At 72.0% G+C, this 20,434-nt stretch carries 22 protein-coding genes; 14 read left to right on the forward strand and 8 right to left on the reverse strand.

Annotated features, from left to right (window positions below; genetic code table 11):
• The first annotated feature begins 49 nt into the window (after window positions 1-49).
• Window positions 50-871 carry a GAF and ANTAR domain-containing protein gene (locus tag ACNYC2_RS12500; RefSeq protein ID WP_419707336.1) on the forward strand — a complete coding sequence of 274 codons (822 nt, stop codon included), beginning with the start codon at window positions 50-52 and terminating at the stop codon, window positions 869-871.
• Window positions 868-1,566: a GAF and ANTAR domain-containing protein gene (locus ACNYC2_RS12505; protein WP_419707337.1), complete on the forward strand. Its 699-nt coding sequence runs from the start codon at window positions 868-870 to the stop codon at window positions 1,564-1,566. The genes ACNYC2_RS12500 and ACNYC2_RS12505 overlap by 4 nt, the downstream gene beginning before the upstream one ends.
• Window positions 1,567-1,593: 27 nt before the next feature.
• Here the strand turns inward: ACNYC2_RS12505 and ACNYC2_RS12510 are convergent, their stop codons facing one another.
• Entirely contained in the window at window positions 1,594-2,262 is a 669-nt protein-coding gene (locus tag ACNYC2_RS12510; protein ID WP_419707338.1) for an AAA family ATPase, read from the reverse strand.
• Between the two features lie 251 nt (window positions 2,263-2,513).
• Here ACNYC2_RS12510 and ACNYC2_RS12515 point away from each other — a divergent pair, with 251 nt between their 5' ends.
• From ACNYC2_RS12515 to ACNYC2_RS12525, 3 genes are all read left to right on the forward strand, one after another.
• Window positions 2,514-2,885 carry a hypothetical protein gene (locus ACNYC2_RS12515; protein WP_419707339.1) on the forward strand — a complete coding sequence of 124 codons (372 nt, stop codon included), beginning with the start codon at window positions 2,514-2,516 and terminating at the stop codon, window positions 2,883-2,885.
• Between the two features lie 90 nt (window positions 2,886-2,975).
• Entirely contained in the window at window positions 2,976-3,485 is a 510-nt protein-coding gene (locus tag ACNYC2_RS12520) for a helix-turn-helix transcriptional regulator (RefSeq protein ID WP_419707340.1), read from the forward strand.
• A gap of 20 nt (window positions 3,486-3,505) precedes the next feature.
• Window positions 3,506-3,919: a VOC family protein gene (locus ACNYC2_RS12525; RefSeq protein WP_419707341.1), complete on the forward strand. Its 414-nt coding sequence runs from the start codon at window positions 3,506-3,508 to the stop codon at window positions 3,917-3,919.
• 31 nt (window positions 3,920-3,950) lie between these two features.
• Here the strand turns inward: ACNYC2_RS12525 and ACNYC2_RS12530 are convergent, their stop codons facing one another.
• Window positions 3,951-4,874, reverse strand: coding sequence for a PhzF family phenazine biosynthesis protein (locus tag ACNYC2_RS12530; RefSeq protein WP_419707342.1), 924 nt, complete (start codon window positions 4,872-4,874; stop codon window positions 3,951-3,953).
• Window positions 4,875-4,998: 124 nt separating this feature from the next.
• Here ACNYC2_RS12530 and ACNYC2_RS12535 point away from each other — a divergent pair, with 124 nt between their 5' ends.
• On the forward strand, window positions 4,999-7,401 hold the full coding sequence (locus ACNYC2_RS12535; RefSeq protein ID WP_419707343.1) for an ATP-binding cassette domain-containing protein: 2,403 nt from the start codon (window positions 4,999-5,001) through the stop codon (window positions 7,399-7,401).
• A gap of 33 nt (window positions 7,402-7,434) precedes the next feature.
• On the opposite strand, the gene ACNYC2_RS12540 is transcribed toward ACNYC2_RS12535, so the two are convergent.
• A complete protein-coding gene (locus ACNYC2_RS12540; RefSeq protein ID WP_419707344.1) occupies window positions 7,435-8,124 on the reverse strand; it encodes a response regulator in 690 nt (229 codons plus the stop codon).
• A 103-nt stretch (window positions 8,125-8,227) separates the two neighbouring features.
• Between ACNYC2_RS12540 and ACNYC2_RS12545 the strand changes: the two genes are divergently transcribed.
• The gene (locus ACNYC2_RS12545) at window positions 8,228-9,517 is read left to right on the forward strand and encodes a sensor histidine kinase (RefSeq protein WP_419707345.1); all 1,290 of its coding nucleotides are present in this window, start codon (window positions 8,228-8,230) and stop codon (window positions 9,515-9,517) included.
• A gap of 98 nt (window positions 9,518-9,615) precedes the next feature.
• Window positions 9,616-10,713, forward strand: a complete 1,098-nt coding sequence (locus ACNYC2_RS12550; protein WP_419707346.1) for an acyl-CoA desaturase — start codon at window positions 9,616-9,618, stop codon at window positions 10,711-10,713.
• Between the two features lie 15 nt (window positions 10,714-10,728).
• Here ACNYC2_RS12550 and ACNYC2_RS12555 read toward each other — a convergent pair whose 3' ends face one another.
• Both ACNYC2_RS12555 and ACNYC2_RS12560 read right to left on the reverse strand, forming a co-directional pair.
• Window positions 10,729-11,628, reverse strand: a complete 900-nt coding sequence (locus ACNYC2_RS12555; protein WP_419707347.1) for an NmrA family NAD(P)-binding protein — start codon at window positions 11,626-11,628, stop codon at window positions 10,729-10,731.
• 52 nt (window positions 11,629-11,680) lie between these two features.
• The gene (locus ACNYC2_RS12560; RefSeq protein ID WP_419707348.1) at window positions 11,681-12,637 is read right to left on the reverse strand and encodes an oxidoreductase; all 957 of its coding nucleotides are present in this window, start codon (window positions 12,635-12,637) and stop codon (window positions 11,681-11,683) included.
• A gap of 107 nt (window positions 12,638-12,744) precedes the next feature.
• On the opposite strand from ACNYC2_RS12560, the gene ACNYC2_RS12565 reads away from it, so the two are divergent.
• Genes ACNYC2_RS12565 through ACNYC2_RS12575 form a run of 3 tightly spaced genes read left to right on the forward strand, consistent with a single transcriptional unit; the run spans window position 12,745 to window position 14,229 of the window.
• Window positions 12,745-13,404 carry a DNA-binding response regulator gene (locus ACNYC2_RS12565; RefSeq protein ID WP_419707349.1) on the forward strand — a complete coding sequence of 220 codons (660 nt, stop codon included), beginning with the start codon at window positions 12,745-12,747 and terminating at the stop codon, window positions 13,402-13,404.
• A gap of 56 nt (window positions 13,405-13,460) precedes the next feature.
• On the forward strand, window positions 13,461-13,841 hold the full coding sequence (locus ACNYC2_RS12570; RefSeq protein ID WP_357508681.1) for an MmcQ/YjbR family DNA-binding protein: 381 nt from the start codon (window positions 13,461-13,463) through the stop codon (window positions 13,839-13,841).
• 13 nt (window positions 13,842-13,854) lie between these two features.
• A complete protein-coding gene (locus ACNYC2_RS12575) occupies window positions 13,855-14,229 on the forward strand; it encodes a nuclear transport factor 2 family protein (protein WP_419707350.1) in 375 nt (124 codons plus the stop codon).
• Between the two features lie 131 nt (window positions 14,230-14,360).
• Here the strand turns inward: ACNYC2_RS12575 and ACNYC2_RS12580 are convergent, their stop codons facing one another.
• Window positions 14,361-15,299 carry a hypothetical protein gene (locus ACNYC2_RS12580; RefSeq protein ID WP_419707351.1) on the reverse strand — a complete coding sequence of 313 codons (939 nt, stop codon included), beginning with the start codon at window positions 15,297-15,299 and terminating at the stop codon, window positions 14,361-14,363.
• Between the two features lie 544 nt (window positions 15,300-15,843).
• On the opposite strand from ACNYC2_RS12580, the gene ACNYC2_RS12585 reads away from it, so the two are divergent.
• Entirely contained in the window at window positions 15,844-16,422 is a 579-nt protein-coding gene (locus ACNYC2_RS12585; protein WP_419707352.1) for a TOPRIM nucleotidyl transferase/hydrolase domain-containing protein, read from the forward strand.
• 43 nt (window positions 16,423-16,465) lie between these two features.
• On the opposite strand, the gene ACNYC2_RS12590 is transcribed toward ACNYC2_RS12585, so the two are convergent.
• Together ACNYC2_RS12590 and ACNYC2_RS12595 are read right to left on the reverse strand one after the other, a co-directional pair.
• A complete protein-coding gene (locus tag ACNYC2_RS12590; RefSeq protein WP_419707353.1) occupies window positions 16,466-17,512 on the reverse strand; it encodes a zinc-binding dehydrogenase in 1,047 nt (348 codons plus the stop codon).
• A gap of 67 nt (window positions 17,513-17,579) precedes the next feature.
• The gene (locus tag ACNYC2_RS12595; RefSeq protein WP_419707354.1) at window positions 17,580-18,668 is read right to left on the reverse strand and encodes an FAD-dependent oxidoreductase; all 1,089 of its coding nucleotides are present in this window, start codon (window positions 18,666-18,668) and stop codon (window positions 17,580-17,582) included.
• 55 nt (window positions 18,669-18,723) lie between these two features.
• Between ACNYC2_RS12595 and ACNYC2_RS12600 the strand changes: the two genes are divergently transcribed.
• Together ACNYC2_RS12600 and ACNYC2_RS12605 are read left to right on the forward strand one after the other, a co-directional pair.
• A complete protein-coding gene (locus tag ACNYC2_RS12600) occupies window positions 18,724-19,311 on the forward strand; it encodes a TetR/AcrR family transcriptional regulator (protein ID WP_419707355.1) in 588 nt (195 codons plus the stop codon).
• 79 nt (window positions 19,312-19,390) lie between these two features.
• Window positions 19,391-20,422: a tyrosine-type recombinase/integrase gene (locus ACNYC2_RS12605; protein ID WP_419707356.1), complete on the forward strand. Its 1,032-nt coding sequence runs from the start codon at window positions 19,391-19,393 to the stop codon at window positions 20,420-20,422.
• Window positions 20,423-20,434 lie beyond the last annotated feature (12 nt).

A 20,434-nucleotide genomic window follows, 5' to 3' on the forward strand; every position in this document is an offset into this window, starting at 1 on the left:
AGCTGGGCAGACGATGCCAGACTTGCGGGCAGGGGGGAGGACGACGGTCATGGACAGTGCCGAGATCCTGGCGCTGCTCGCGCGCACGCTGGCGCGGGGGCAGAGCGCCGGCGAACCAGCGGGGCCACTGGCGGCCCGGCTCTGCGACGCGTGCACCGAGATCCTCGGGGCCGACGCCGGCATCCTGACCCTCACCTCGGCGACCGAACGGCTGACCGTCCACACCGCGGAGCCCGCGTTCACGCAGCTCGAAGACCTCCAGATGGTGCTCGGCGAGGGTCCGGCGGCGCTCGCGTTCGCCGAGGGCCGCACCGTCGTCGCCCATCTCGACGGCCACGAGGGGCGCTCCGGGTCCAGGACGCACCAGGGTCACCTGCAGAGCCGTACTGACGAGGACGACGACGCGGCCTACCCCGTCTTCGCCACCATGGCGGCCGACATCGACGGACCGGTGACGGTGTACGCCGTACCCATGCGGCCGAGCGGCCGCGTCGTCGGCGTCCTGACGCTCTACCTCAGGAACGGAGAGCTGGCCAGGACGCTGGAGGAGGCGGAGTTCCTCGCCGACGCGGCGGGCGCCGCCCTGCTCGGCGACCCCGACACCGCGGACGTCAGCTCCCAGCCGACCTGGCCGGAACGAGCGCGCATGCACCAGGCGACCGGGATCGTCGTCGCCCAGCTCGGGATATCGCCCGCCGACGCCCTGGCCGTCCTGCGCGCGCACGCCTTCGGCCGGGCGTCCACGCTGGAGTCGGTGGTCGCCGACGTCCTGGCACGCAAGCTGTCCTTCTCCTACGACGAGGACTCCGATGACGGCACGGCCTCCGACGGCATCGTCTCGAACCAGCAACCACGAACCGAGGAGCCATGAACCCCCGCACTCCCGCCGACACGCTGGCACTGACCACGTCCGCGCTGCTGGGCGACCACGACGTGACGGACCTGCTGTATCGCATAGTGCGGGACAGCGCCCGGTTCACGGGTTCCGACGCGGCGGGGCTCCTCGTGCGCACACCGGGCGGCGCGCTGGAGCTGCTGAGCGCCACGTCCCACGCGGCCGTCGAGCTCGAGCTCTACCAGGCGCAGGTCGACGAGGGTCCGTGCGTGGACCTGCTGAGCACCGGCGAGACGGTCGAGGAGGTCGGGGCCGACGCGCTGCGAGCCCGGTGGCCGGCCGTGGGTCCCGCGATCGTCCAGGCCGGCTTCGGCGCCGTCCACGCCTACCCGCTGCGCTGGCGCGACGGCGTGCTGGGCGGCCTCAACCTGTTCAGTCACCGCAGCGGCGCCAACGACGAGGAGCAGGCGGCGACCGCCCGGTCCTTCGCGGACATGGCGGCGCTCGTCCTGGTCCAGCCCGAACGCCTCGAGCAGGGCGCCGTCGCCGACCGCCTCGCCCGCGCGCTGGAGGGACGCGTGGTCGTCGAGCAGGCGAAGGGCGTGCTGGCCCACCAGCTCGACGTCGACATGGAGACCGCGTACACAGCGCTGGTGGACCGGGCGACGCAGGACGGCGACGCCCTGTCGGTGGCGGCCCGGAACGTGGTCCAGGCCGCCTACCGGCGCTGATCGGGCCGGCGCGGGCCGCCTAGGCGGCTACGCGGCGCACGGCTGGTCGACGACGCCGGCCGTGCCGGGCCGTGCGGCCGCGAGCACCAGCGACCGCGCCCTGGCCATCTCACGGACCCGCCGGTACGCGTCGCAGCGTGCCATCAGGTACACGCCGGACCACGGGCCGCGCGGGCCGCCGTCAGCCGCTGCGAGCGCCGAGCGCTGCGCCGTCCACCGCTCCCAGTGCCGCACGAACTCCTCGGGCTGCACCACGCGGCCGCGATCGAGCTGGCCGTCGAGCGCCTCGGCCAGGGAGACGTCCACCGCCACCAGCACGGGGTCCCAGCCGCGCAGCCGCGCCAGGAGGCCGAGGGTCTCGCGGCGGCGGGCCCGGGTGGCAGTGTCGTGCACCAGGAGCGGGGCGGCGGAGCGCGGGCCGCGCGCGAGACGGGCCATCGTCTCGACGGCGTGCAGCGTGTGCACCGCCCAGCGGTAGGCGACGTAGGGGACGAAGGACGGCAGCCGCCGGGCGATCGCCCGCCGGTAGCGGTCGGGGTCGAGGACGACGGTGCGGGGCGCGTCGTCGGCGACCCTCGCCAGCAGGGTGCTCTTGCCGGCTCCCGGCACGCCTCCCACGACGATCATCAGCGGGCCCGGGGTCTCGCCGGGGCCGGGTACGGGGCGCAGGCGGGGCAGTACAGCGGGTGTCGTCACATGGTCCTCCACTCGTAGGGGGCCGGGTGAGCAGCATCGCGCGAGCCGATCCGGAAACACCGGGTACACCCTGTGAGGGTGCTGGACCCGGCGCGCGGACCGGAGCGAGTCAGGTCGTCCTACAGATGCTCATTCCAGTGACTAGAACGGATGAAACCGGCACGTTTGTTCCCGGTTCCGACGACGGATCCTGGCTGGTGGGAACACATATCCCGGGTCCCGGCGATCCTCCGGCCGCTAGGGTCGGCCGCGTGAAACGCTTCCTCCTGGGTGTCCTGTCCGGTGCGGCGATCGCCGTGGTCGGCGTCGGTACGTGGTCGGCGGTGGCCGACCACCTCCGGCCCCGGCTCGTGCACGAGGTGTGCGACCCGGAGCCGGACCAGGCGGCAGGGCCGCTGTGCGTCCAGCTGCGCGACGACGGCTCGCCCGGCGGCGTCCTGTGGGTCACGCACAAGGACCCCGAGCTCGGCCCGCGCATCAGCTACGTCGCCAGCCCGTTCACCGACCTCGAGCACCACACCGCCGAGGAGATAGAGGTGACCTTCGAGCCCGACCACCTGGTGGTGCACGGGCACGACGGCTCCGAGCTGATCCTCACCGACGACTTCATCAGCGAGGACTGACCGGAGGAGGACTGACCAGGGCAGGACTGACCAGGGGAGGACCGCGCCCGTCCGCCGTCGCGAACCGCCGTGCCGTGGCAACATCGCACCGTGAACAGCAACACCCCCGATGCCTCCGCCGGCGACGCCACCGATGCCCAGCGCGAGGCCCAGCGCCTGCGTGACCTCACCCTGCTGCGCCGGGTGCGCGACCGCATGGACCGCGAGTACACCCAGCCCCTGGACGTCGAGGCGCTCGCGGCCGGGGTCCACATGTCGGCCGGCCACCTGTCGCGGCAGTTCAAGGCCGCCTACGGCGAGTCGCCGTACAGCTACCTCATGACGCGGCGGATCGAGCGCGCCATGATGCTGCTGCGCCGTGGGGACCTCAGCGTCACCGAGGTCTGCTTCGCCGTCGGCTGCTCCTCGCTGGGGACCTTCAGCACCCGCTTCACCGAGCTGGTCGGTGTTCCGCCGAGCGTCTACCGCAACGACCCGCTGCTGGCGGCCGAGTCGGTCGACACGGCGGGCCTCCCGGCGTGCATCGCGAAGCAGGTCACCAGGCCCATCAGGAACCCGGCCAAGAACCCGGTCAGGAATCGAGAAGCGCGCACCCCCTGACCGGCTCTAGCGTGACTGTCATGAGCACAGACATCAGCATCCACCAGACGTTCCTCCCGCACACCGACCCGGAGGCCTCGCTCGCCTTCTACCGTGACGCGCTCGGTTTCGAGGTCCTCCTGGACGTCGGCCAGGGCGCCATGCGGTGGATCACCGTGGGTCCCGGCGGCGGGTCCGGCCCGTCCATCGTCCTGACCCCGCCCGCCGCCGACCCCGGCGTCACCGACACCGAACGGCGCACCGTGGCCGAGATGATGGCCAAGGGCACCTACGCCGCCGTCATCCTGGGCGCCAGCGACCTCGACAGCACCTTCGAACGGGTGGCGGCCAGCGGCGCCGAGGTCATGCAGGAGCCCATCGACCAGCCCTACGGCTTCCGGGACTGCGCGTTCCGCGACCCGGCGGGCAACACGGTCCGCATCAAGCAGCTCTGACTCCGGTCCGGGACCGCGCCGGCGGGCCGGGTCAGACCTGGTCCGCCCACAGGTGCAGCACGCCCTCCGCCGAGACGACGCCGCTGCCGGTCAGCTCCACGCCGTCCGGCAGCGCGCGTACCCGGATCAGGCTCCGCCGGCCCAGCGCCGTACCCTGCTCGATCTCCACGGTCGCCCCCGGGGCGAGGACGCCCTCCTCGACCAGGCGCGCCGCCAGCGGCCCGGCCGCCGTGCCGGTCGCCGGATCCTCCGGGATACCCATGATCGGGTTGAAGAACCGCGCGTACGGGGCCACCCGGTCCTCCTGCGCACCGGCCTCGAGCGTGTACACGTAGCAGCCCTCCGCGCCGACCGCCCGCAGCGCGTCGGCCAGCCGCTTGGAGTCCGGCGACACCCGGTCCACCACGGCCCGCGACCGCACCTCGGTCAGCAGGTGACCGGCACCGGTCGAGATCACTCGCGGCGAGCTCTCCGCGAGGTCGGCCGACCGGATCCCGAGCGCGCCCGCCAGCCCGCCTCGCGCGCCCGCGGGCAGCACCCCGCCCGCGACCGGCGCGAGCTGGGTCATCGTCACCTCGACACCGTCCGCCCGCGTGACCCGTACCCGGAGCAGGTCGTCGCCGATCTCCTGCACGAACGACTCCTGCCCCACAGGCAGCCGGCCCGCGCCCGCGAGCCAGATCCACGCGCCCACGATGTTGTGCCCGGCCCCGCCGACCTCCTCGCCGGTCGGCGTGAACGAACGGAACCGGACGTCCGCCCGCCCGTCCGAGGCCCCGAGCACGAACGTCGTCTCCGACTGGTTGAACTCCCGCGCGATGGCCCGCATCGTCTCCACGGGGAGGCCGTCCGCGTCCGGGACCACGGACACCGGGTTTCCGGCCAGCGGCCGACCGGCGAAGACGTCGACCAGCACGAACGGCACCTTGCTCGCGGCATTGCTCGCATCATTCACAGCGCAACTGTAGGGGTGCGGGAAACGACCGCTCGGACACACCACGATCAGGGACGACCGCTCGGCGACAACCGATCAGATATCGAGAAGCGGCGCTCGCGGCACCCCGCCTAGTCTGGCTGCCATGGACACCCACCCCGCCGACAGCCATGACCTGATCCGCGTCAAGGGCGCTCGGGAGAACAACCTCAAGGACATCAGCCTCGACATCCCGAAGCGGCGGCTCACCGTCTTCACGGGCGTCTCCGGGTCGGGCAAGAGCTCGCTGGTGTTCGCGACCATCGCCGCGGAGTCGCAGCGCATGATCAACGAGACGTACAGCGCGTTCGTGCAGGGCTTCATGCCGTCCCTGGACCGCCCGGAGGTGGACCAGCTCGACGGGCTGACCACGGCGATCGTCGTCGACCAGGAGCGCCTCGGGTCCAACCCGCGCTCCACGCTCGGCACCGTCACGGACACCAACGCGCTGCTGCGGATCCTGTTCAGCCGGCTGGGTCAGCCGCAGGTGGGGCCGCCCATCGCGTTCTCGTTCAACGTCCCGGCGCGCAAGGCGAGCGGGGTGATGACGTCGGCCACGGGCGAGAAGCAGATAGTGCGCAACGCCGTCTACCACGGTGGCATGTGCCCGCGGTGCGAGGGCCGCGGGCAGGTCTCCGACCTGGACCTGACCAAGTTCTTCGACGACTCGCAGTCGCTGAACGAGGGTGCGATCAAGATCCCTGGCTACAACGCGGACGGCTGGATGGTCGCCACGTACATCGAGTCGGGCTTCGTGGACCCGGACAAGGCGATCCGCGACTACACCGAGACGGAGCTCGCGGACTTCCTGCACAAGGAGCCCACCAAGATCAAGGCCAAGGGCATCAACCTCACCTATGAGGGCCTGATCCCGAAGGTCCGCAAGTCGGTGCTGAGCAAGGACGTCGACTCGCTCCAGCCGCACATCCGGGCGTGGGTGGAGCAGGCGGTGACGTTCGTGACCTGCCCGGAGTGCGAGGGCACCCGGCTGGCGGAGGCGGCACGGTCCTCCAGGATCGACGGCATCAACATCGCCGACGCGTGCGCCATGCAGATTAGCGACCTCGCCGCGTGGGTGCGCAAGCTCGCCGCCACCGACGAGGGCGCGTCCACGGGCCCGCTCCTGACGGGTCTGCAGCTCCAGCTCGACAAGTTCGCCGAGATCGGCCTGGGCTACCTCTCGCTCGACCGCCCCTCGGGGACGCTGTCCGGGGGCGAGGCGCAGCGCACCAAGCTGATCCGGCACCTCGGCTCGGCGCTGACCGACGTCACCTACGTCTTCGACGAGCCGACGATCGGGCTGCACCCGCACGACATCCAGCGGATGAACCGGCTGCTGGTCGAGCTGCGGGACAAGGGCAACACGGTGCTCGTCGTCGAGCACAAGCCCGAGGCGATAGCGATCGCCGACCACGTGGTCGACCTGGGGCCGGGCGCAGGTTCCGCGGGCGGGACCATCCAGTTCGAGGGCACCGTCGAGGAGCTGCGCGGGAGCGACACGCTCACCGGCCGCCACCTCGGGTACCGCTCGCGCCTGAAGGACTCCGTGCGCCCGGCCTCGGGGAAGCTGGAGATCCGCGGGGCGAGCACGCACAACCTGCGCGACGTCGACGTCGACGTGCCGCTCGGCGTGCTGACCGTCGTCACGGGGGTCGCGGGGTCCGGGAAGAGCTCGCTGATCCACGGGTCGCTCCCGGCCGACGCGGGGGTCGTGACGGTCGACCAGGGCGCCATCAGGGGTTCGCGGCGGTCCAACCCCGCGACGTACACGGGCCTGCTGGACCCGATCCGCAAGGCGTTCGCCAAGGCCAACGGTGTCAAGCCCGCGCTGTTCAGCGCGAACTCGGAGGGTGCGTGCCCCACCTGCAAGGGCGCCGGCGTGATCTACACCGAGCTCGGGTTCATGGACACCGTGGCCACCACGTGCGAGGACTGCGGCGGCAAGAGGTTCGACGCGTCGGCGCTGGTCTACACGCTCGGCGGTGACGGCGGTGGCGAGGGCGGCGGCAAGGACATCAGCGAGGTGCTCGCGATGCCGGTCGCCGAGGCCACCGCGTTCTTCGCCAAGGACGGCCCCGCTCCGGTCCCGGCCGCGCACAAGATCCTGGAGCGGCTGTCCGACGTCGGCCTCGGGTACCTGGGTATCGGCCAGCCGCTGACGACGCTGTCCGGGGGAGAGCGGCAGCGGCTCAAGCTGGCGGTCGAGATGGCTCGCGAGGGTGGTGTCTACGTGCTCGACGAGCCCACCACGGGTCTGCACCTGGCGGACGTCGAGAACCTGCTCGCCCTCCTGGACCGCCTCGTCGAGTCGGGCAAGTCGGTCATCGTGATCGAGCACCACCAGGCGGTCATGGCGCACGCCGACTGGATCATCGACCTCGGTCCGGGCGCCGGGAACGACGGCGGCAGCATCGTCTTCGAGGGCACCCCGGCCGAGCTCGTGGCGCAGGCGCGGGCGGGCCGGCCGACGCTCACCGGCGAGCACCTGGCGCAGTACGTGGGGGAGTAGCCCGCGCTCTGACAGGTAGAGCCCCGTGGCGGGTCAGTGGCCTGCGCGTACCAGGCCCGACTCGTACGCGCAGACCACCATCTGGGTCCGGTCGCGCAGCTCGAGCTTGTTCAGGATGCGTGAGACGTGCGTCTTGACCGTCTGCTCGGCCAGGTACAGCTCGGTGGCGATCTCGGCGTTGGACTGGCCGGCGGCGACCAGCTTCATGACGTCGAGCTCGCGGTCGGTCAGCGCGGACAGCCTGGCGTCCGCCGAGGCGGGCCGCTCCGGGCGGGCCGCGTAGTCGGCGATCAGCGCCCGCGTGATCTTCGGGGACAGGAGTGCCTCGCCCGCGGCGACCACGCGGACGGCCTGGGTGAGCTCCTCGGGCGGGGAGTCCTTCAGCAGGAATCCGCTCGCCCCGGCGCGCAGGGCCGAGAACACGTAGTCGTCGGCGTCGAAGGTGGTCAGGATGATCACCTTCGGGGGTGTGCCGGGCATGGCCATGATCGTGCGGGTCGCGTCCAGCCCGTTGACCTTCGGCATGCGGATGTCCATCAGCACGACGTCGGGCTGGGTGCGGCGCACGACGTCGGAGATCCCGTCGCCGTCCTCGGCGGTGCCGACGACGTGGATCCCCTCGTGCGCGTCCAGGAGGGCGGCGAACCCGGCCCGGATCATCGACTGGTCGTCGACGATCAGCACCCGGATCGCACTGTCGGCAACGTCCGGGGCTGGGGGCATGGGACCAACGTAGCCGACGCGGGACAAGGAGACCCGAAAGTATGACGCCGGTTCCCCCTCGCGGGTGACGCGCCGCACACGCGCGCCGCATAGCCTGCAGAGAATGGACCACCCACATGTTCCTCCGCAGATACCGGGCGCCTTCGCCGCGGCCAGCCGTGGCGCCCGGTACTGGCGGCTGCGAGCACTGACCCGCCTGGACCTCAGCACGTTCTCGATCGCCCGGCGCGAGGTCGTCTGGCTGTGGACGGTGGTCTCCGTCGCCGCGGTGGCGCTGCTGGCCGTCGGCTGGCCGGTGACCGCGTCCGGGTACGACACCCACCCGGCGGCCGCCATGGCCCTGACCATCGTGCACTGCGCCGCCGCGATCCTCGCGGCGCGCTGGGCCTGGGCGGGGCTCGGCGCATCCGTCCCGGCCGCCCTGGGGCTGATGATCGTGACCGCGAACGCGGCGCCCGAGTGGCCGTGGCCGTGGCCCGTCACCGTGCTGCTCGCGCACTGCCTGACGGTGTTCGTCCTCGCCCTGCGCCACTCCTGGTACTGGGCCGCGTCCCTCTGGCTCGCGGGGGCCATGCTGACGGTCCTCGCACCCGAGCTGATCGTCGACGACGCAGGTCCGTCCGCCGTCGCCAACGGCGTGGTGCTGGTCTCCCTCAGCGGCGGGATGGCCCTGGTCGGTGTGCTCGCGCGGCTGTGGATCCTCAGCGTCATCCGCATGGAGCAGGCCGAACGCCTCAGCGCCGCCGAGGCCGGCCGGCGCCGGGAGCTCGAGGAGCGCAACAGGATCGCGCGCGAGCTGCACGACGTCGTCGCGCACAGCATGTCCGTCATCACCGTGCAGGCCTCGACCGCGCGCTACCGGCAGCCCGGCCTCGACGAGACGATCCAGCAGGAGTTCGAGGAGATCGCCTCCTCCTCCCGGCGCGCCCTGAGCGAGATGCGCGGCTTGCTCGGCATCCTGCGCGGCCACGACACCGCGCCCACCGCCCCCATGCCCGGGCTGTCCGACATCGCCGAGCTCGTCAGGTCCACCCGCGCGTCCGGCGCCGAGATCGCCTACAAGGGCACCGAGGCAGTGGTCCCCGACGCGGTGGGGCTCACCGGCTTCCGCGTCGTCCAGGAGGCCCTGAGCAACGCCCTGCGGCACGCTCCCGGCTCGGCGATCACCGTCACCGTGACCGACGACGGGCACGACCTGCACGTCCGCATCACCAACACGCCCCCCGCACGCAGCGACGACCCGACACCGGGTGCCCGGCTGGGCCTGGCCGGCATCCGCGAGCGCGCGGCCGCCCTCGGCGGCACGGTGACCTCCGGCCCCACCCCCGACGGCGGCTTCGAGCTCTCCGCGACCCTCCCCGTCGGCGAGGACGAGCACCCCCTGCTCGCATAGTGCTGCCCGCATGGGCGAGACCCACTACTCACGTAGGGGGTGAGGTTGGCTCCCGCGGGGGACGCGCGACCGACAACCCGGTTCCTAGGTTGACACCCATGACGACCACGACCGAAGCGCCGCCTCGCTCGGCCCAGCGGACCCGCCCAGCACGTACGGCACGCAACCAGCAGACGAACGACTACTTCGATCTCGCCGAGCGTGCCACCGCCGCCGGCCTGATGGGGCGCCGGTTGGGCTGGTACGCGGCCCGCGCCGCGTTCCTCGTCGCGGGCTTCGCGCTCGCGTTCACGCTGCTGCTGACGCTGGGCGACACGTGGTGGCAGCTCGCGGTGGCCGTCCTGTTCGGCGTCGTGTTCACCCAGGGCGCGTTCCTCGGCCACGACGCCGGGCACCTGCAGATCTTCCGCTCCGGGCGGCACAACGAGTGGGCCGGGCGGATCATCGCCAACCTCGTCGTCGGCCTCAGCCACGGCTGGTGGGCCCGCAAGCACAACAAGCACCACGGCAACCCCAACGTGATCGGCAAGGACGGCGACATCGCCACCGGCACGCTCGTGTTCGTACCGGGCGAGGAGGTCGGGCGCACCGGCTTCATGCGCTGGTTCACCCGCCGCCAGGGCTGGCTGTTCTTCCCGCTGCTGACGCTCTTCGGCCCGGCGCTGCACCTCACCGCCATCCAGAGCCTCGCCACCACGCCCGCGATCAAGCACCGCGCCACCGAGGGCGTGCTCGTCGGCGTCCGGCTCATCGGGTTCCCGACGCTCGTCTTCCTCACGCTCGGGCCCGCGCTCGGCGCCGCGTTCATGGCCGTGCAGCTCGCGACGTTCGGCCTGTACATGGGCGCGACCTTCGCACCGAACCACAAGGGCATGCCGCTGCTGCCCAAGGACCTCAAGATCGACTTCCTGCGCCGCCAGGTGCTCACCTCCCGCAACATCCGCGGCGGCTGGTTCACGGACATCGCCATGGGCGGCCTGAACTACCAGATCGAGCACCACATCTTCCCGCGGATGGCCAGCGTCAACCTGAAGCAGGTCCGGCCGATCGTGCAGGCGTTCTGCGCCGAGCGCGACATCCCCTACACCGAGACCGGGCTGTTCGAGTCCTACGGCATCATCACCGCCTACCTCAACCGCGTGGGGCTCGGCGAGGCCAACCCCATGGACTGCCCGATCGTCGCGCAGTACCGGTAAGCAGTCAGGCAGCGGTCAGGCGGTACCCGCCAGGACCTCCGCGACGGACGACGGCGCCCGTCCCGTGAGCCCCAGCACCTCGCCCGACACCGCACCCCAGCGGTCCTCACGGACCGACGCGAACATCGTCGAGTACGCATACGTCCACCATGGGTCCTCCCCGGACCCGGCCAGCGTCTCGACCAGCACCCCCTCCGGCACGTCGGTGTAGCTCACCGGGATCCCCGCGATCCCGGTGAGCACACCCGCGAGACCCTCGAACGTGAACGACTCCGGCCCCGTCAGATCATGGTGCCGCCCGCTCGCCGGCAGCAGCGCGAGCGCCGCCAGGCACCGCCCGACGTCGGCCCGCGACACCAGCGCGACCCGCCCGCTCCCCGCGGGCACCCGCAGCTCACCCGAGAGCAGCGCCGGACGCAGGAACCCCGCGAAGAACTGCGTGAACAACGACGCCCGCGCGAACGTCACACCGCACCCGCTCTCCGCCAGCAGCGCCTCCGTACGCCCGTTGGTGAACGCGTAGCAGAACGGCGACGCCACATCAGCGTCCACCCCGCTCAGATACACCACGTGCCCCACCCCGCAGGCGCTCGCGGCCCGCACCACGTTCTCGTGCTGGACCAGCATCCGCGCGGCCTCGCCGTCGCTGGACACGAACACCAGGACGTCGACCCCGCGCAGGGCCGCGCGCAGCGAGCCGGCGTCGTCGTAGTCGGCACGGACCGGCACGACGACGCCGGAGGCGCGCGCTGCGGGGCTCAGCAGGGCCGGGACGGCGCCGGGCCTCCTGGCGAGCGCCAGGACCTCGTGCGGGACGTCCTGGGGGCCGTCGTGCGTGCCGTGTCCTGTGGTGGCCAGGAGGTCGACGACCTGGCTCCCCAGCGTGCCGGTCGAGCCGGTGACCGCGATTCTCACGGCGGTCAGGTTACCGGGACGCGGGTGCGTTCGTTCCCGTTCCCGCGCTGTCCTAGCTGATGCCGTCGAGCAGCGCCAGCTCGTCGTCCGTCAGCCGCAGGGCTCCCGCCGCGACGTTCTCCTCCAGGTGCGCCACGTTCCCCGTACCCGGGATCGCGAGGACGTGCGGCCCCCGGTGCAGGGTCCACGCCAGGCGGACCTGCGCCGGCGTCGCACCGTGCGCGGCGGCGACGGCTGCCACCTCCGCCTGGCCGGTCACGTCGGGACCACCGTGCAGGGCTGCACCCGGCACCGCCGCCCCGACCGCGAAGAACGGTACGAACGCGATGCCGTGCTCACCGCACAGGTCGAGCACGGCATCGTCCTCCCGGCTGGTCAGGCCGTACTGGTTCTGCACGCACACCACCGGTGCGACGGACATCGCCTCGGTCAGCTGCTCCGGCAGCACGTTCGAGATACCGAGGTGCCGCACCAGACCCGCGTCACGCAGGTCCGCGAGCGCCCCGAAGTGCTCGGCGACCGACTCCGGCTCGCGCCCCTCACCGGCCATCCGCGTACCCCACCGCAGGTTCACGACGTCGAGATGGTCACGGCCGAGCTGGCGGATGTTCTCCTCGACCTGGGCGCGCAGCTCCTCAGGGCGCGCCATGTGCTCGAACCCGCCGTCCCGGGCCCGGGACGGCCCGACCTTCGTGGTGATCGTCAGGTCCTCCCCATAGGGCTGCAGGGCAGTGCTGATCAGCTCGTTGGCCGAACGCAGCGGCATGAAGTAGAACGCCGCGGTGTCGATGTGGTTCACCCCGAGCTCGACGGCCCGGCGCAGGACCGCCGTCGAACCGTCCCGGCCACGCGGCACCTCGTCCCCGGGCATACCCACCAACCGCATGGCGCCGAGCCCCACCCGGTTGACCGTGCGGTCCCCGAGCCGCCAGGTGCCGGCCGCCGCCGCATCGGGGGTGGCCGGGGCGCTCGCTGCTGTCGTGTTCACGTCTGTCGTCTCTGTCGTCATGCAGCCAGCATCACGCCGCCCGGACCAGGAGCCGGCACGATGGCAACAAGCTGCCGAGCCCGGCGCGGGGGAGCGCTGCCCGCGGAAACGAGCCCATAATCGAACACATGCAGACCGGGGAAGCCGTCACGATCGTGCACGGCGAGCACGAGCTCTTCGAGCGGACCAGGCACCTGTTCACCACCGCGACCGACGTCGCCTGCGCGGCCAACGACCTCGCCACCTGGGCCACCGCACAGTCCGCACCCGAGTTCACCGGCATGGTCCGCGAACGACGACCGGCCGGCTCACGCCTGCGCAAGATGTACCGGTCCGCACTCCTCCTCGACCAGGTCGCCGCACGAAACCTCGCCCACGAGCGCGACCGGCACGGCGCACACGTCCGCGTCACCACCCAGGAGATCAACGAGACGATCATCCTCGACCGCCGCCTGGTGATCCTCGCCGGCGACCTCACCGCCGGCCGGCGCAGCTACACCGTCATCACCCAGCGCGAAGCAGTACAGGCAGTCACCTCCCTGTTCGACGCCGCCTGGCACTCAGCCACCGAGCTCGACGTCTACGACACCCAGATCGCCGAGATCCGCCACCTCGCACCCCAGGTCCTCGACCTGCTGAGCCAGGGAGCCAAGGACGAGGCCGCCGCCCGAACCCTCGGCCTCGGCGTACGCACCTACCGACGCCGCGTCGCCGAGCTCATGGACGCCCTCGGCGCCGAGTCCCGCTTCCAGGCCGGCGTACGCGCACGAGAGCTCGGCCTCGTCTGACCACCCTGCCGGCTCCGTCCAAGGACCGTGTCAGTGACTGGTGCAAGACTCCTGCCGTGAGCGAACGAGCCCCCGTCCCGACCGACACCGTCCAGCGCCTCGCCGCCATCCTGGAACCCCTCCCGGAGTGCGCCGAGCACGACGCCTGGACCGGCGTCGCCTGGAAGGTCCGAGACGCCACCATCGGGCACGTCTTCGGGGGAGAGGACGGCCTCGTCCGCATCACCTTCCGCGCCGAACCCGACGAGGTAGAAGCCTTCCCACACCTCGGCCCCCAGTACTTCAAGGCCAGCTGGGGCACCAACGTCGTCGGCCTCATCCTCGACCAGCACACCGACTGGGACGAGCTCGCCGAGCTCCTCACCGACTCCTACTGCATCCAGGCACCACAAGACCTCGCCGCCCAGGTCGACCGGCCCGCACCCCAAGCCGGCTGACTAACCTCGAGACATGACCCAGCACACCACCGTCCAGACCTGGATCCATAACTACGAACGCCTCTGGCGCACACCAGGCACCGACACCCTCACCGACCTGTTCACCACCGACGCCACCTACAAGACCTCACCCTGGGCAGCACCCATCGTCGGCCTGCCGGCGCTCGCGGAGTTCTGGGAGTCCCATCGTGACGGCCCGGACGAGTCGTTCACCATGTCCTCCGAAGTGGTGGCGGTGGAAGGTCCGAGGGCGGTCGTCCGCGTGAGCGTCGAGTACGGCGGGTCCGGCGATCGCTGGCTCGACCTCTGGATCATCGAGCTCGACGACGACGGCCGGTGCACCTCCTTCGAGGAGTGGCCGATCGCCCCGGACCGGGCGTCCCAGTAGCCCTGTCTCAGCGACCCTGGCTGCTCTACACCTGCGACGGGGGAGTGGACCCAGGAAGCGCCCGTGGGACTGGCGAGGAGCGCTTCGGCGAGCTCGCGGACGGCGCCCTCAGAGGTCATGGTGGTGAGCAGTCATCGCGGTGACTCCGGTTCCTCGTGGCGGACGTCCAGGCGAAGGGCGCGACAGAGCTCCTCGAGCCCGTGCTCCGCGACGAACGGTGCGAGGAGCGACAGGAGCACCTGGACGGCGTCGGTGATCGAACGCTGGTCGGGGGAGCCGACGAGGGTGGCGGCGAGCCCGTCGGGTACGGGCCGGCCGGCGTTCTCCAGGCTGACGGCCCCGAACTGCGGGAAGATCACCTGTTCCTGTGCGGCGACCAGCTGAAGATAGAGGTCGCGGGCCTCGGTCAGGCTGCGCAGTGCTCTCCAGTACGTGCCCCTGCCGGCATGTTTGAGTGCGTCACCTGCGGCGATACAGGCGAGGAAGGCCCATTCGCGCCGTCGGTCGGCATCGGGGTCCCACGTGGCCCGATCGAGCGAGGTGGAGAGCCTGTCCAATTTGTCCACCAGGGCGACGGCTTCGGGTGCGAGACCGGTGCGCGTCGCCGACGACATGACGACCAGCGAGAGCTGTCGTCCGTCCTGGTAGATGCAGACCAGGTGTGTCGTCTCCGGCCCGAACGGCTGACGCAGCACCGCGGCCGTCGGAGCGAACTCGGTCACCGCCTGTTCGACGGCGTCCAGGTCGCCGCCATCCAGCAGGCCGACGCCGGCGTCGATGTCCGAGTGCTCGTCTCCGGCGCCTCGTCCCAGGGAACCAGCGAGCTCGAGCCACTCGACCCACGGGGTCTCACGCGCCCAGGCGGTCAGGATCTCGACGAGCTCGGCCGGTCCTGGCGAAAGTGGTGGCGCTGCGGAGGATGGCGCTGGTGACGCCGGCTGTACCGAGGACAGCGGCGTCGACGGCTCTGGCTCCGCCGGCAGCTCTGTCCCTGGTGACGATCCTGCTGGAGATCCTGGTGCTGGTTCGGCTGATGCTGGTTCGTATGGCGACGACGTGTGCTGAGCCACGGCCGCAGTCTGGCACGGGAATGCGCCGACTTCGCGTCGTGGATCGGCCTGTGCAGCCAGATCAGGCTAGAACCGATAATGCACATTATGTCATTACGGCGAGGAAACGGCCTGGAGCTCCTGCCCTGCTCACCCTGGTCGTGCCGCGCCGGACCCGCCACACCTGTCGCACGCCCCGGCACACGATTGGCGCCGCCGCGCACGAGCACCCTCGGCGCACTCCCTGACTTCGGTCCATTGCTGGGTGTACTGAGCGACTTCGGTCGGTTGCCGTGAGATCGGTCAATCAACGGACCGATCTCACGGCACACGAGAAACGCCGTGCAACCTACCGATCTCAGGGATCAACGATCCGCTCCGGAAGCCGCCCAAGCCCCAAGGCCCAAGCGACACCCCGCTCCCCGCCAACCCCGACCGGCAAGACATCTATAGCATTGTGTATAGCACAACACAACGGTCTTCCACCATGAAGCGAGATCAACACGGTAGCAGTCCGAAAATCCTGCGGCCCGTCCCCCTGGCCGAGGCATACCATCCGGGAACCATGAACCTCGCAGGAGTCCTTGCCGCTTCCACGAGCACCGTGCTGCTCGTGGAGGGCGAGAGCGACCGTGCGGCGGTCGAGATGCTGGCCGCACGACTGGGCCTCCCCCTCGACGACCTCGGGGTTCAGATCCTGGCGATGGGCGGCATCACCAACATCGGCCATCACCTGGTGGCGCTCGGTGGCCAGGGCGTTCGTCTGGGCGGCCTGTACGACGCCGCAGAGGAGCGCTTCGTCATCAAGGGGCTCGACCGGGTGGGCCTGCGCTCGTTCGCGGCGACCACTCCCCTGACCGACCTCGGCTTCTTCCGCTGCGACCGGGACCTCGAGGACGAGCTCATCCGGGCCATCGGCATCGACGGGTTCCTGGCCCTGATCGACGCCGAGGGCGAGCTGCGCAGCTTCGAACGGCTGCAGGGCCAGCCCGCTCAGCGTGAACGCACGACCACCCAGCAGCTGCACCGGTTCATCGGGTCCAAGGGCGGGCGCAAGGAACGCTACGGGCGGCGCCTGGCGGAGGTGCTGCCGCTGGACCGTGTGCCCGCCCCGCTCGACGCGGTGCTGCACTGGGCGACCTGACCCGCGCCCAAGACCCGAGCCCAGCGCCCACCCACGAAGAGGGTCAGTCCCGCCGCGGGTCGAGCACCACCATCCCCGCACGCGGTGCGGTGTCCATGGTCGGCACGAGCGCTGCCGCCTCGGCCAGGCCGATGACGCGGTCCAGCAGGTCCTGCGGCCGCAGCGCCCCGGAGGCGACGAGCTCGAGCATCTCGGGATAGTCGGCGGCCGCCATGCCGTGGCTGCCGAGCACGTCGAGCTCCCAGGCGATCACGCGGGCCATGGGTACGCGCGGGCCGCCGTCGACCGGTGCGAACAGGCCCACCTGCACGTGGCGCCCGCGGCGGCCCAGGCTCCCGATCGCGTCGGCGCACGTCCGCTCGCTCCCGACGGCGTCGACGGCGACGTGCGCGCCGCCGTCGGTCAGCTCCTGCACGACGGCAGGTACGTCGACCCCGTCCGCGAGCACCGTGCGTTCGGCGCCGGCCCGGCGGGCCGCCTCCAGCGCCCCTTCCGACCGGTCGACGGCGACGACGCGGGCACCGCGGGCGACGGCGATCATGATGGCGCTGAGCCCGACGCCGCCCGCGCCGACGACCGTCACCCACTCCCCTGCCTGGACGCGCGCACGTCCGGCCACCGCACGGTAGGCAGTGGCGAAGCGGCAGCCGAGGCTCGCCGCGGTCTCGAAGGAGACGCCGTCGGGGATCGCGACCAGGTTGGCGTCTGCCGCGTACAGCACCACCAGCTCGGCGTACGAGCCCCAGTGCGTGAAGCCGGGCTGGGTCTGGTCCGGGCAGACCTGGGCCTGCCCGCTACGGCACCACCCGCACGCGCCGCAGCCGCTGACGAACGGAACCGTCACGCGGTCCCCGACCTGCCAGTTCGTGACACCCGCGCCGACCGCGGCGACGGTGCCGGCGAGCTCGTGTCCGGGGACGTGCGGCAGGGTGGTGATGTCGGTGTCGTGTCCGGCCCAGGCGTGCCAGTCACTGAGGCACAGCCCGGTCGCGTGCACGCGCACGACCACGCCCCGGTCGGGGGCACTCGGGTCGGCCACCTCGCGGACGTCGACGGGGCCCTGGAACTGGTCGAAGACGATGGCGCGCACGAGCGGATTGAATCACGACCGGCCGCGTCCCGGCCGCATCCCACCGGCCCGGCTCAGGGCAGGTCAGTCACCGCGCCGCACGCAGCAGGAGGTCGCGCGCCCCCGTCAGACGCCGCGCGTGCGCGATCCGGCCCACGTTCCGGGCGAGGGTCTGGAGACGCTGGGTCGGGCGGCGGCGCAGGCGGTCGTAGCGCACGAGCCCCTCGGCCACCCGGCCGGGCGCGAGGCAGCGGGCCAGCGTGACGGCGTCGACCAGCGCCTCGCACGCGCCGCGGCCGAGGTCCGGCGTCATGCCGTGCGCGGCGTCACCGACCAGGACGGCGCTGCGGGCTCCCCCGGTCACGACGTAGCTGGGCAGGTGCGGGTGGACGTCGTACATGTCGTGGCGCATGACGTCGTCCTCGGTGATCGCGTCCAGGACCCGCCCGATCGGGTCGTGCCAGCCGGCGAACAGCTCGCGCAGCATCGCCAGCTCTCCCCCGGCGGCACGCTGCCCGGGTGGCGCGTCGAGCGACGCGTACCAGTTGGTGGTGCCGTCGAGATAGGGCGTGACGCCGAAGCGGCGGCCCGGTCCCCAGGTCTCCGTCACCTCGTGCGTGGTGACCGCCACCCGGCCGCGCAGCCCGCTCTGCCCCGTGTAGCGGGCGCGGTACCGCTCGCCGAGGAGCGCGGTGCGGTAGGTGCTGAAGACGCCGTCCGCCACGACGACGACGTCAGCCCGTGGCTCGCCCGCCTTGCCCTCCAGGCCGGCCAGGCTGTCGAGGCCCGCTCCCGACGGATCGGCCTTCGAGCCGTACCGGACGGCGCCGGCCGGCAGCGCGGCGCCCAGCACCTCGGCCAGGTCACGGCGGGCGATCAGGTGCACCGGGTCGCCGGCACGGCGCGTGATGCGTTCGGCGCTGAGGGCGGCCAGCACCGCGCCGTCGGGCCGCCGGATGCTGCCCGCCGCCTGGGGCGTGGCCACCGCACGCAACGCCTCCCCCACGCCGAGCTCGTCCAGGGCCGCGAGCGCCGTCGGCCAGATGCCGAGGGCTGCTCCGCTGGTCTCGGGGTGGGTGGCGCGTTCGTGGAGGGTGACGTGCCAGCCGGCGTGGGTGAGGCCGATCGCGGTGGCGGTGCCTGCGATGCCGGCTCCGATGATGGTGGCGTGGGGCATGCCAACGACGGTACTACAGGTGTAGTGCGGTTGACTACAGCCGTAGTGTGTGGGGGTGCCCACCCGTTCTGCGCCCACCCGTTCAGAGACCCTGCTCGACGCCGCGATCCATGTGGTCGGGACGGACGGCATACGCGCCCTCACCCACCGTGCGGTCGACACCTCGGCCGGCCTGCCCACGGGTTCGGCGTCCAACCTGTTCCGCACCAGGGACGCACTGCTACGGGCCATGGTGGTGCGGATGATCGACACCGAGGCCGAGGGCTGGAGCCGTCTGGCGGGTGCGGCGTCCCCCACCACCCCGGACGCCCTGGCCGCGATGCTCGGCACCATGGTCGAGACCCTCACGGGCCCCCTGCGCACCCTGACGGTCGCGCGCTACTCGCTGTTCATGGAGGCGGCACGCGACGAGTCGCTGCAGGCCGAGATGGGACGCGGCGCGCAGCGCGTGGCCGCCATCGGCCGGGAGTGGCTGACAGCGGCCGGCTCCACCGACCCGGACGCCCACACCGCACTGGTCATGGCACACCTGGACGGCCTGGTGGTGCACCGGCTCGCCTTCCCCGACACCCCGCCCGGGTCGGACGCCGCAGCGGCCGGCCTGACGACTCTCCTGCGCGCCCTCATCCCGGGTGCCGACTGAGAGGTGCGGGTCGCGCCGCAGGTCAGCGCCACATTCCGGCATATCGGGAGTGTCAGTGGTCCCGCCTAGGGTGGCGGTCATGGTCGCTCCCCCGCGCCTCGAGCGCATCACCGTCGCCGAAGCCACCCGCCGCTATCTCGCCGCGGTCGAGGTCGAGACGATCCGTGGTGTCCTGTCACCCGCCACGGCGCGCAGCTACACGCGCGACGTCACCGAGTTCGGCCGCCTGACGGGGCGGGAGCGCATCCTCGACGACGTCACCGGTGCCGACGTCGACACCGTCCTGGTGCGCTACCAGTCGGCGCCCGACGCCCGCTACACCGACCCGGACCGCAAACCCGGGCCGGGGCGCAGCACCGCCACCGTCAACCGGTTCCGGCAGTCCGTCACCCGGTTCTTCGCGTACGCGGCCCGGGAGTGCTGGGTACAGGCCGACCCCATGCAGTGGGCCGCGCCGCCGGCCAAGGTGCGTGGCACCCTGCGCACCGCCCGGACGGCGCTGTCCGCGGGCGCGGCGCGCAGCCTGCTGACCACCGGCCCGGCCGAGACCCCCGCCCGCACCGACCAGGACCTCGCGCTGCGCGACCGGCTGGTGGTCGCGCTGCTCCTGGTCCTGGGCCCGCGTGTCTCGGAGCTGGCCCGCACCGACGTCGACGACGTCGCACGCGAGCCCGAACGCACCACCTGGCGCATCCGCGGCAAGGGCGGCAACACCCGCACGGTGACGCTGTCCCCGCCCCTGGCCCGCGCCCTGGACGACTACCTCACCCACCTGCGCCCCTCCCTGGCCGCCAAGCGCCCGCAGGACACCGACGCGCAGCGCGCCCTCCTGCTGTCCTGGCGCGGGCGCCGTATCGACACCCAGGCGATCCGCGCCCTGCTCTCCCGTGCGGTGCGGCGTATGCCCGCGCCCTACCAGCGCGAGGCCACCCCGCACGCCCTGCGGCACACCACGGCGACGCTGCTGGTGGCCGACGGCTGGGACGTCAAGGTCGTCGCCGAGCTCCTCGGGCACGCCTCGATCGCCACCACCGGCGTCTACCTCGACCGCATAGAGGGCGAGCTCGCCGCCGCCATCCGGTCCCACCCCCTGGCGGGGGCGTTCGACTGATCGCTCGGCTGA

This window comes from Promicromonospora sp. NFX87 (assembly GCF_048564965.1).
Lineage (GTDB): Bacteria > Actinomycetota > Actinomycetes > Actinomycetales > Cellulomonadaceae > Promicromonospora.

Coding starts and splice junctions, on each gene's coding strand:
- ACNYC2_RS12500 (WP_419707336.1), top strand. CDS start 50: ATGGACAGTGCCGAGATCCTGGCGCTGCTCGCGCGCACGCTGGCGCGG.
- ACNYC2_RS12505 (WP_419707337.1), top strand. CDS start 868: ATGAACCCCCGCACTCCCGCCGACACGCTGGCACTGACCACGTCCGCG.
- ACNYC2_RS12525 (WP_419707341.1), top strand. CDS start 3,506: ATGAGCACAGACATCAGCATCCACCAGACGTTCCTCCCGCACACCGAC.
- ACNYC2_RS12535 (WP_419707343.1), top strand. CDS start 4,999: ATGGACACCCACCCCGCCGACAGCCATGACCTGATCCGCGTCAAGGGC.
- ACNYC2_RS12540 (WP_419707344.1), bottom strand. CDS start 8,124: ATGCCCCCAGCCCCGGACGTTGCCGACAGTGCGATCCGGGTGCTGATC.
- ACNYC2_RS12545 (WP_419707345.1), top strand. CDS start 8,228: ATGGACCACCCACATGTTCCTCCGCAGATACCGGGCGCCTTCGCCGCG.
- ACNYC2_RS12550 (WP_419707346.1), top strand. CDS start 9,616: ATGACGACCACGACCGAAGCGCCGCCTCGCTCGGCCCAGCGGACCCGC.
- ACNYC2_RS12560 (WP_419707348.1), bottom strand. CDS start 12,637: ATGACGACAGAGACGACAGACGTGAACACGACAGCAGCGAGCGCCCCG.
- ACNYC2_RS12565 (WP_419707349.1), top strand. CDS start 12,745: ATGCAGACCGGGGAAGCCGTCACGATCGTGCACGGCGAGCACGAGCTC.
- ACNYC2_RS12575 (WP_419707350.1), top strand. CDS start 13,855: ATGACCCAGCACACCACCGTCCAGACCTGGATCCATAACTACGAACGC.
- ACNYC2_RS12585 (WP_419707352.1), top strand. CDS start 15,844: ATGAACCTCGCAGGAGTCCTTGCCGCTTCCACGAGCACCGTGCTGCTC.
- ACNYC2_RS12595 (WP_419707354.1), bottom strand. CDS start 18,668: ATGCCCCACGCCACCATCATCGGAGCCGGCATCGCAGGCACCGCCACC.
- ACNYC2_RS12605 (WP_419707356.1), top strand. CDS start 19,391: ATGGTCGCTCCCCCGCGCCTCGAGCGCATCACCGTCGCCGAAGCCACC.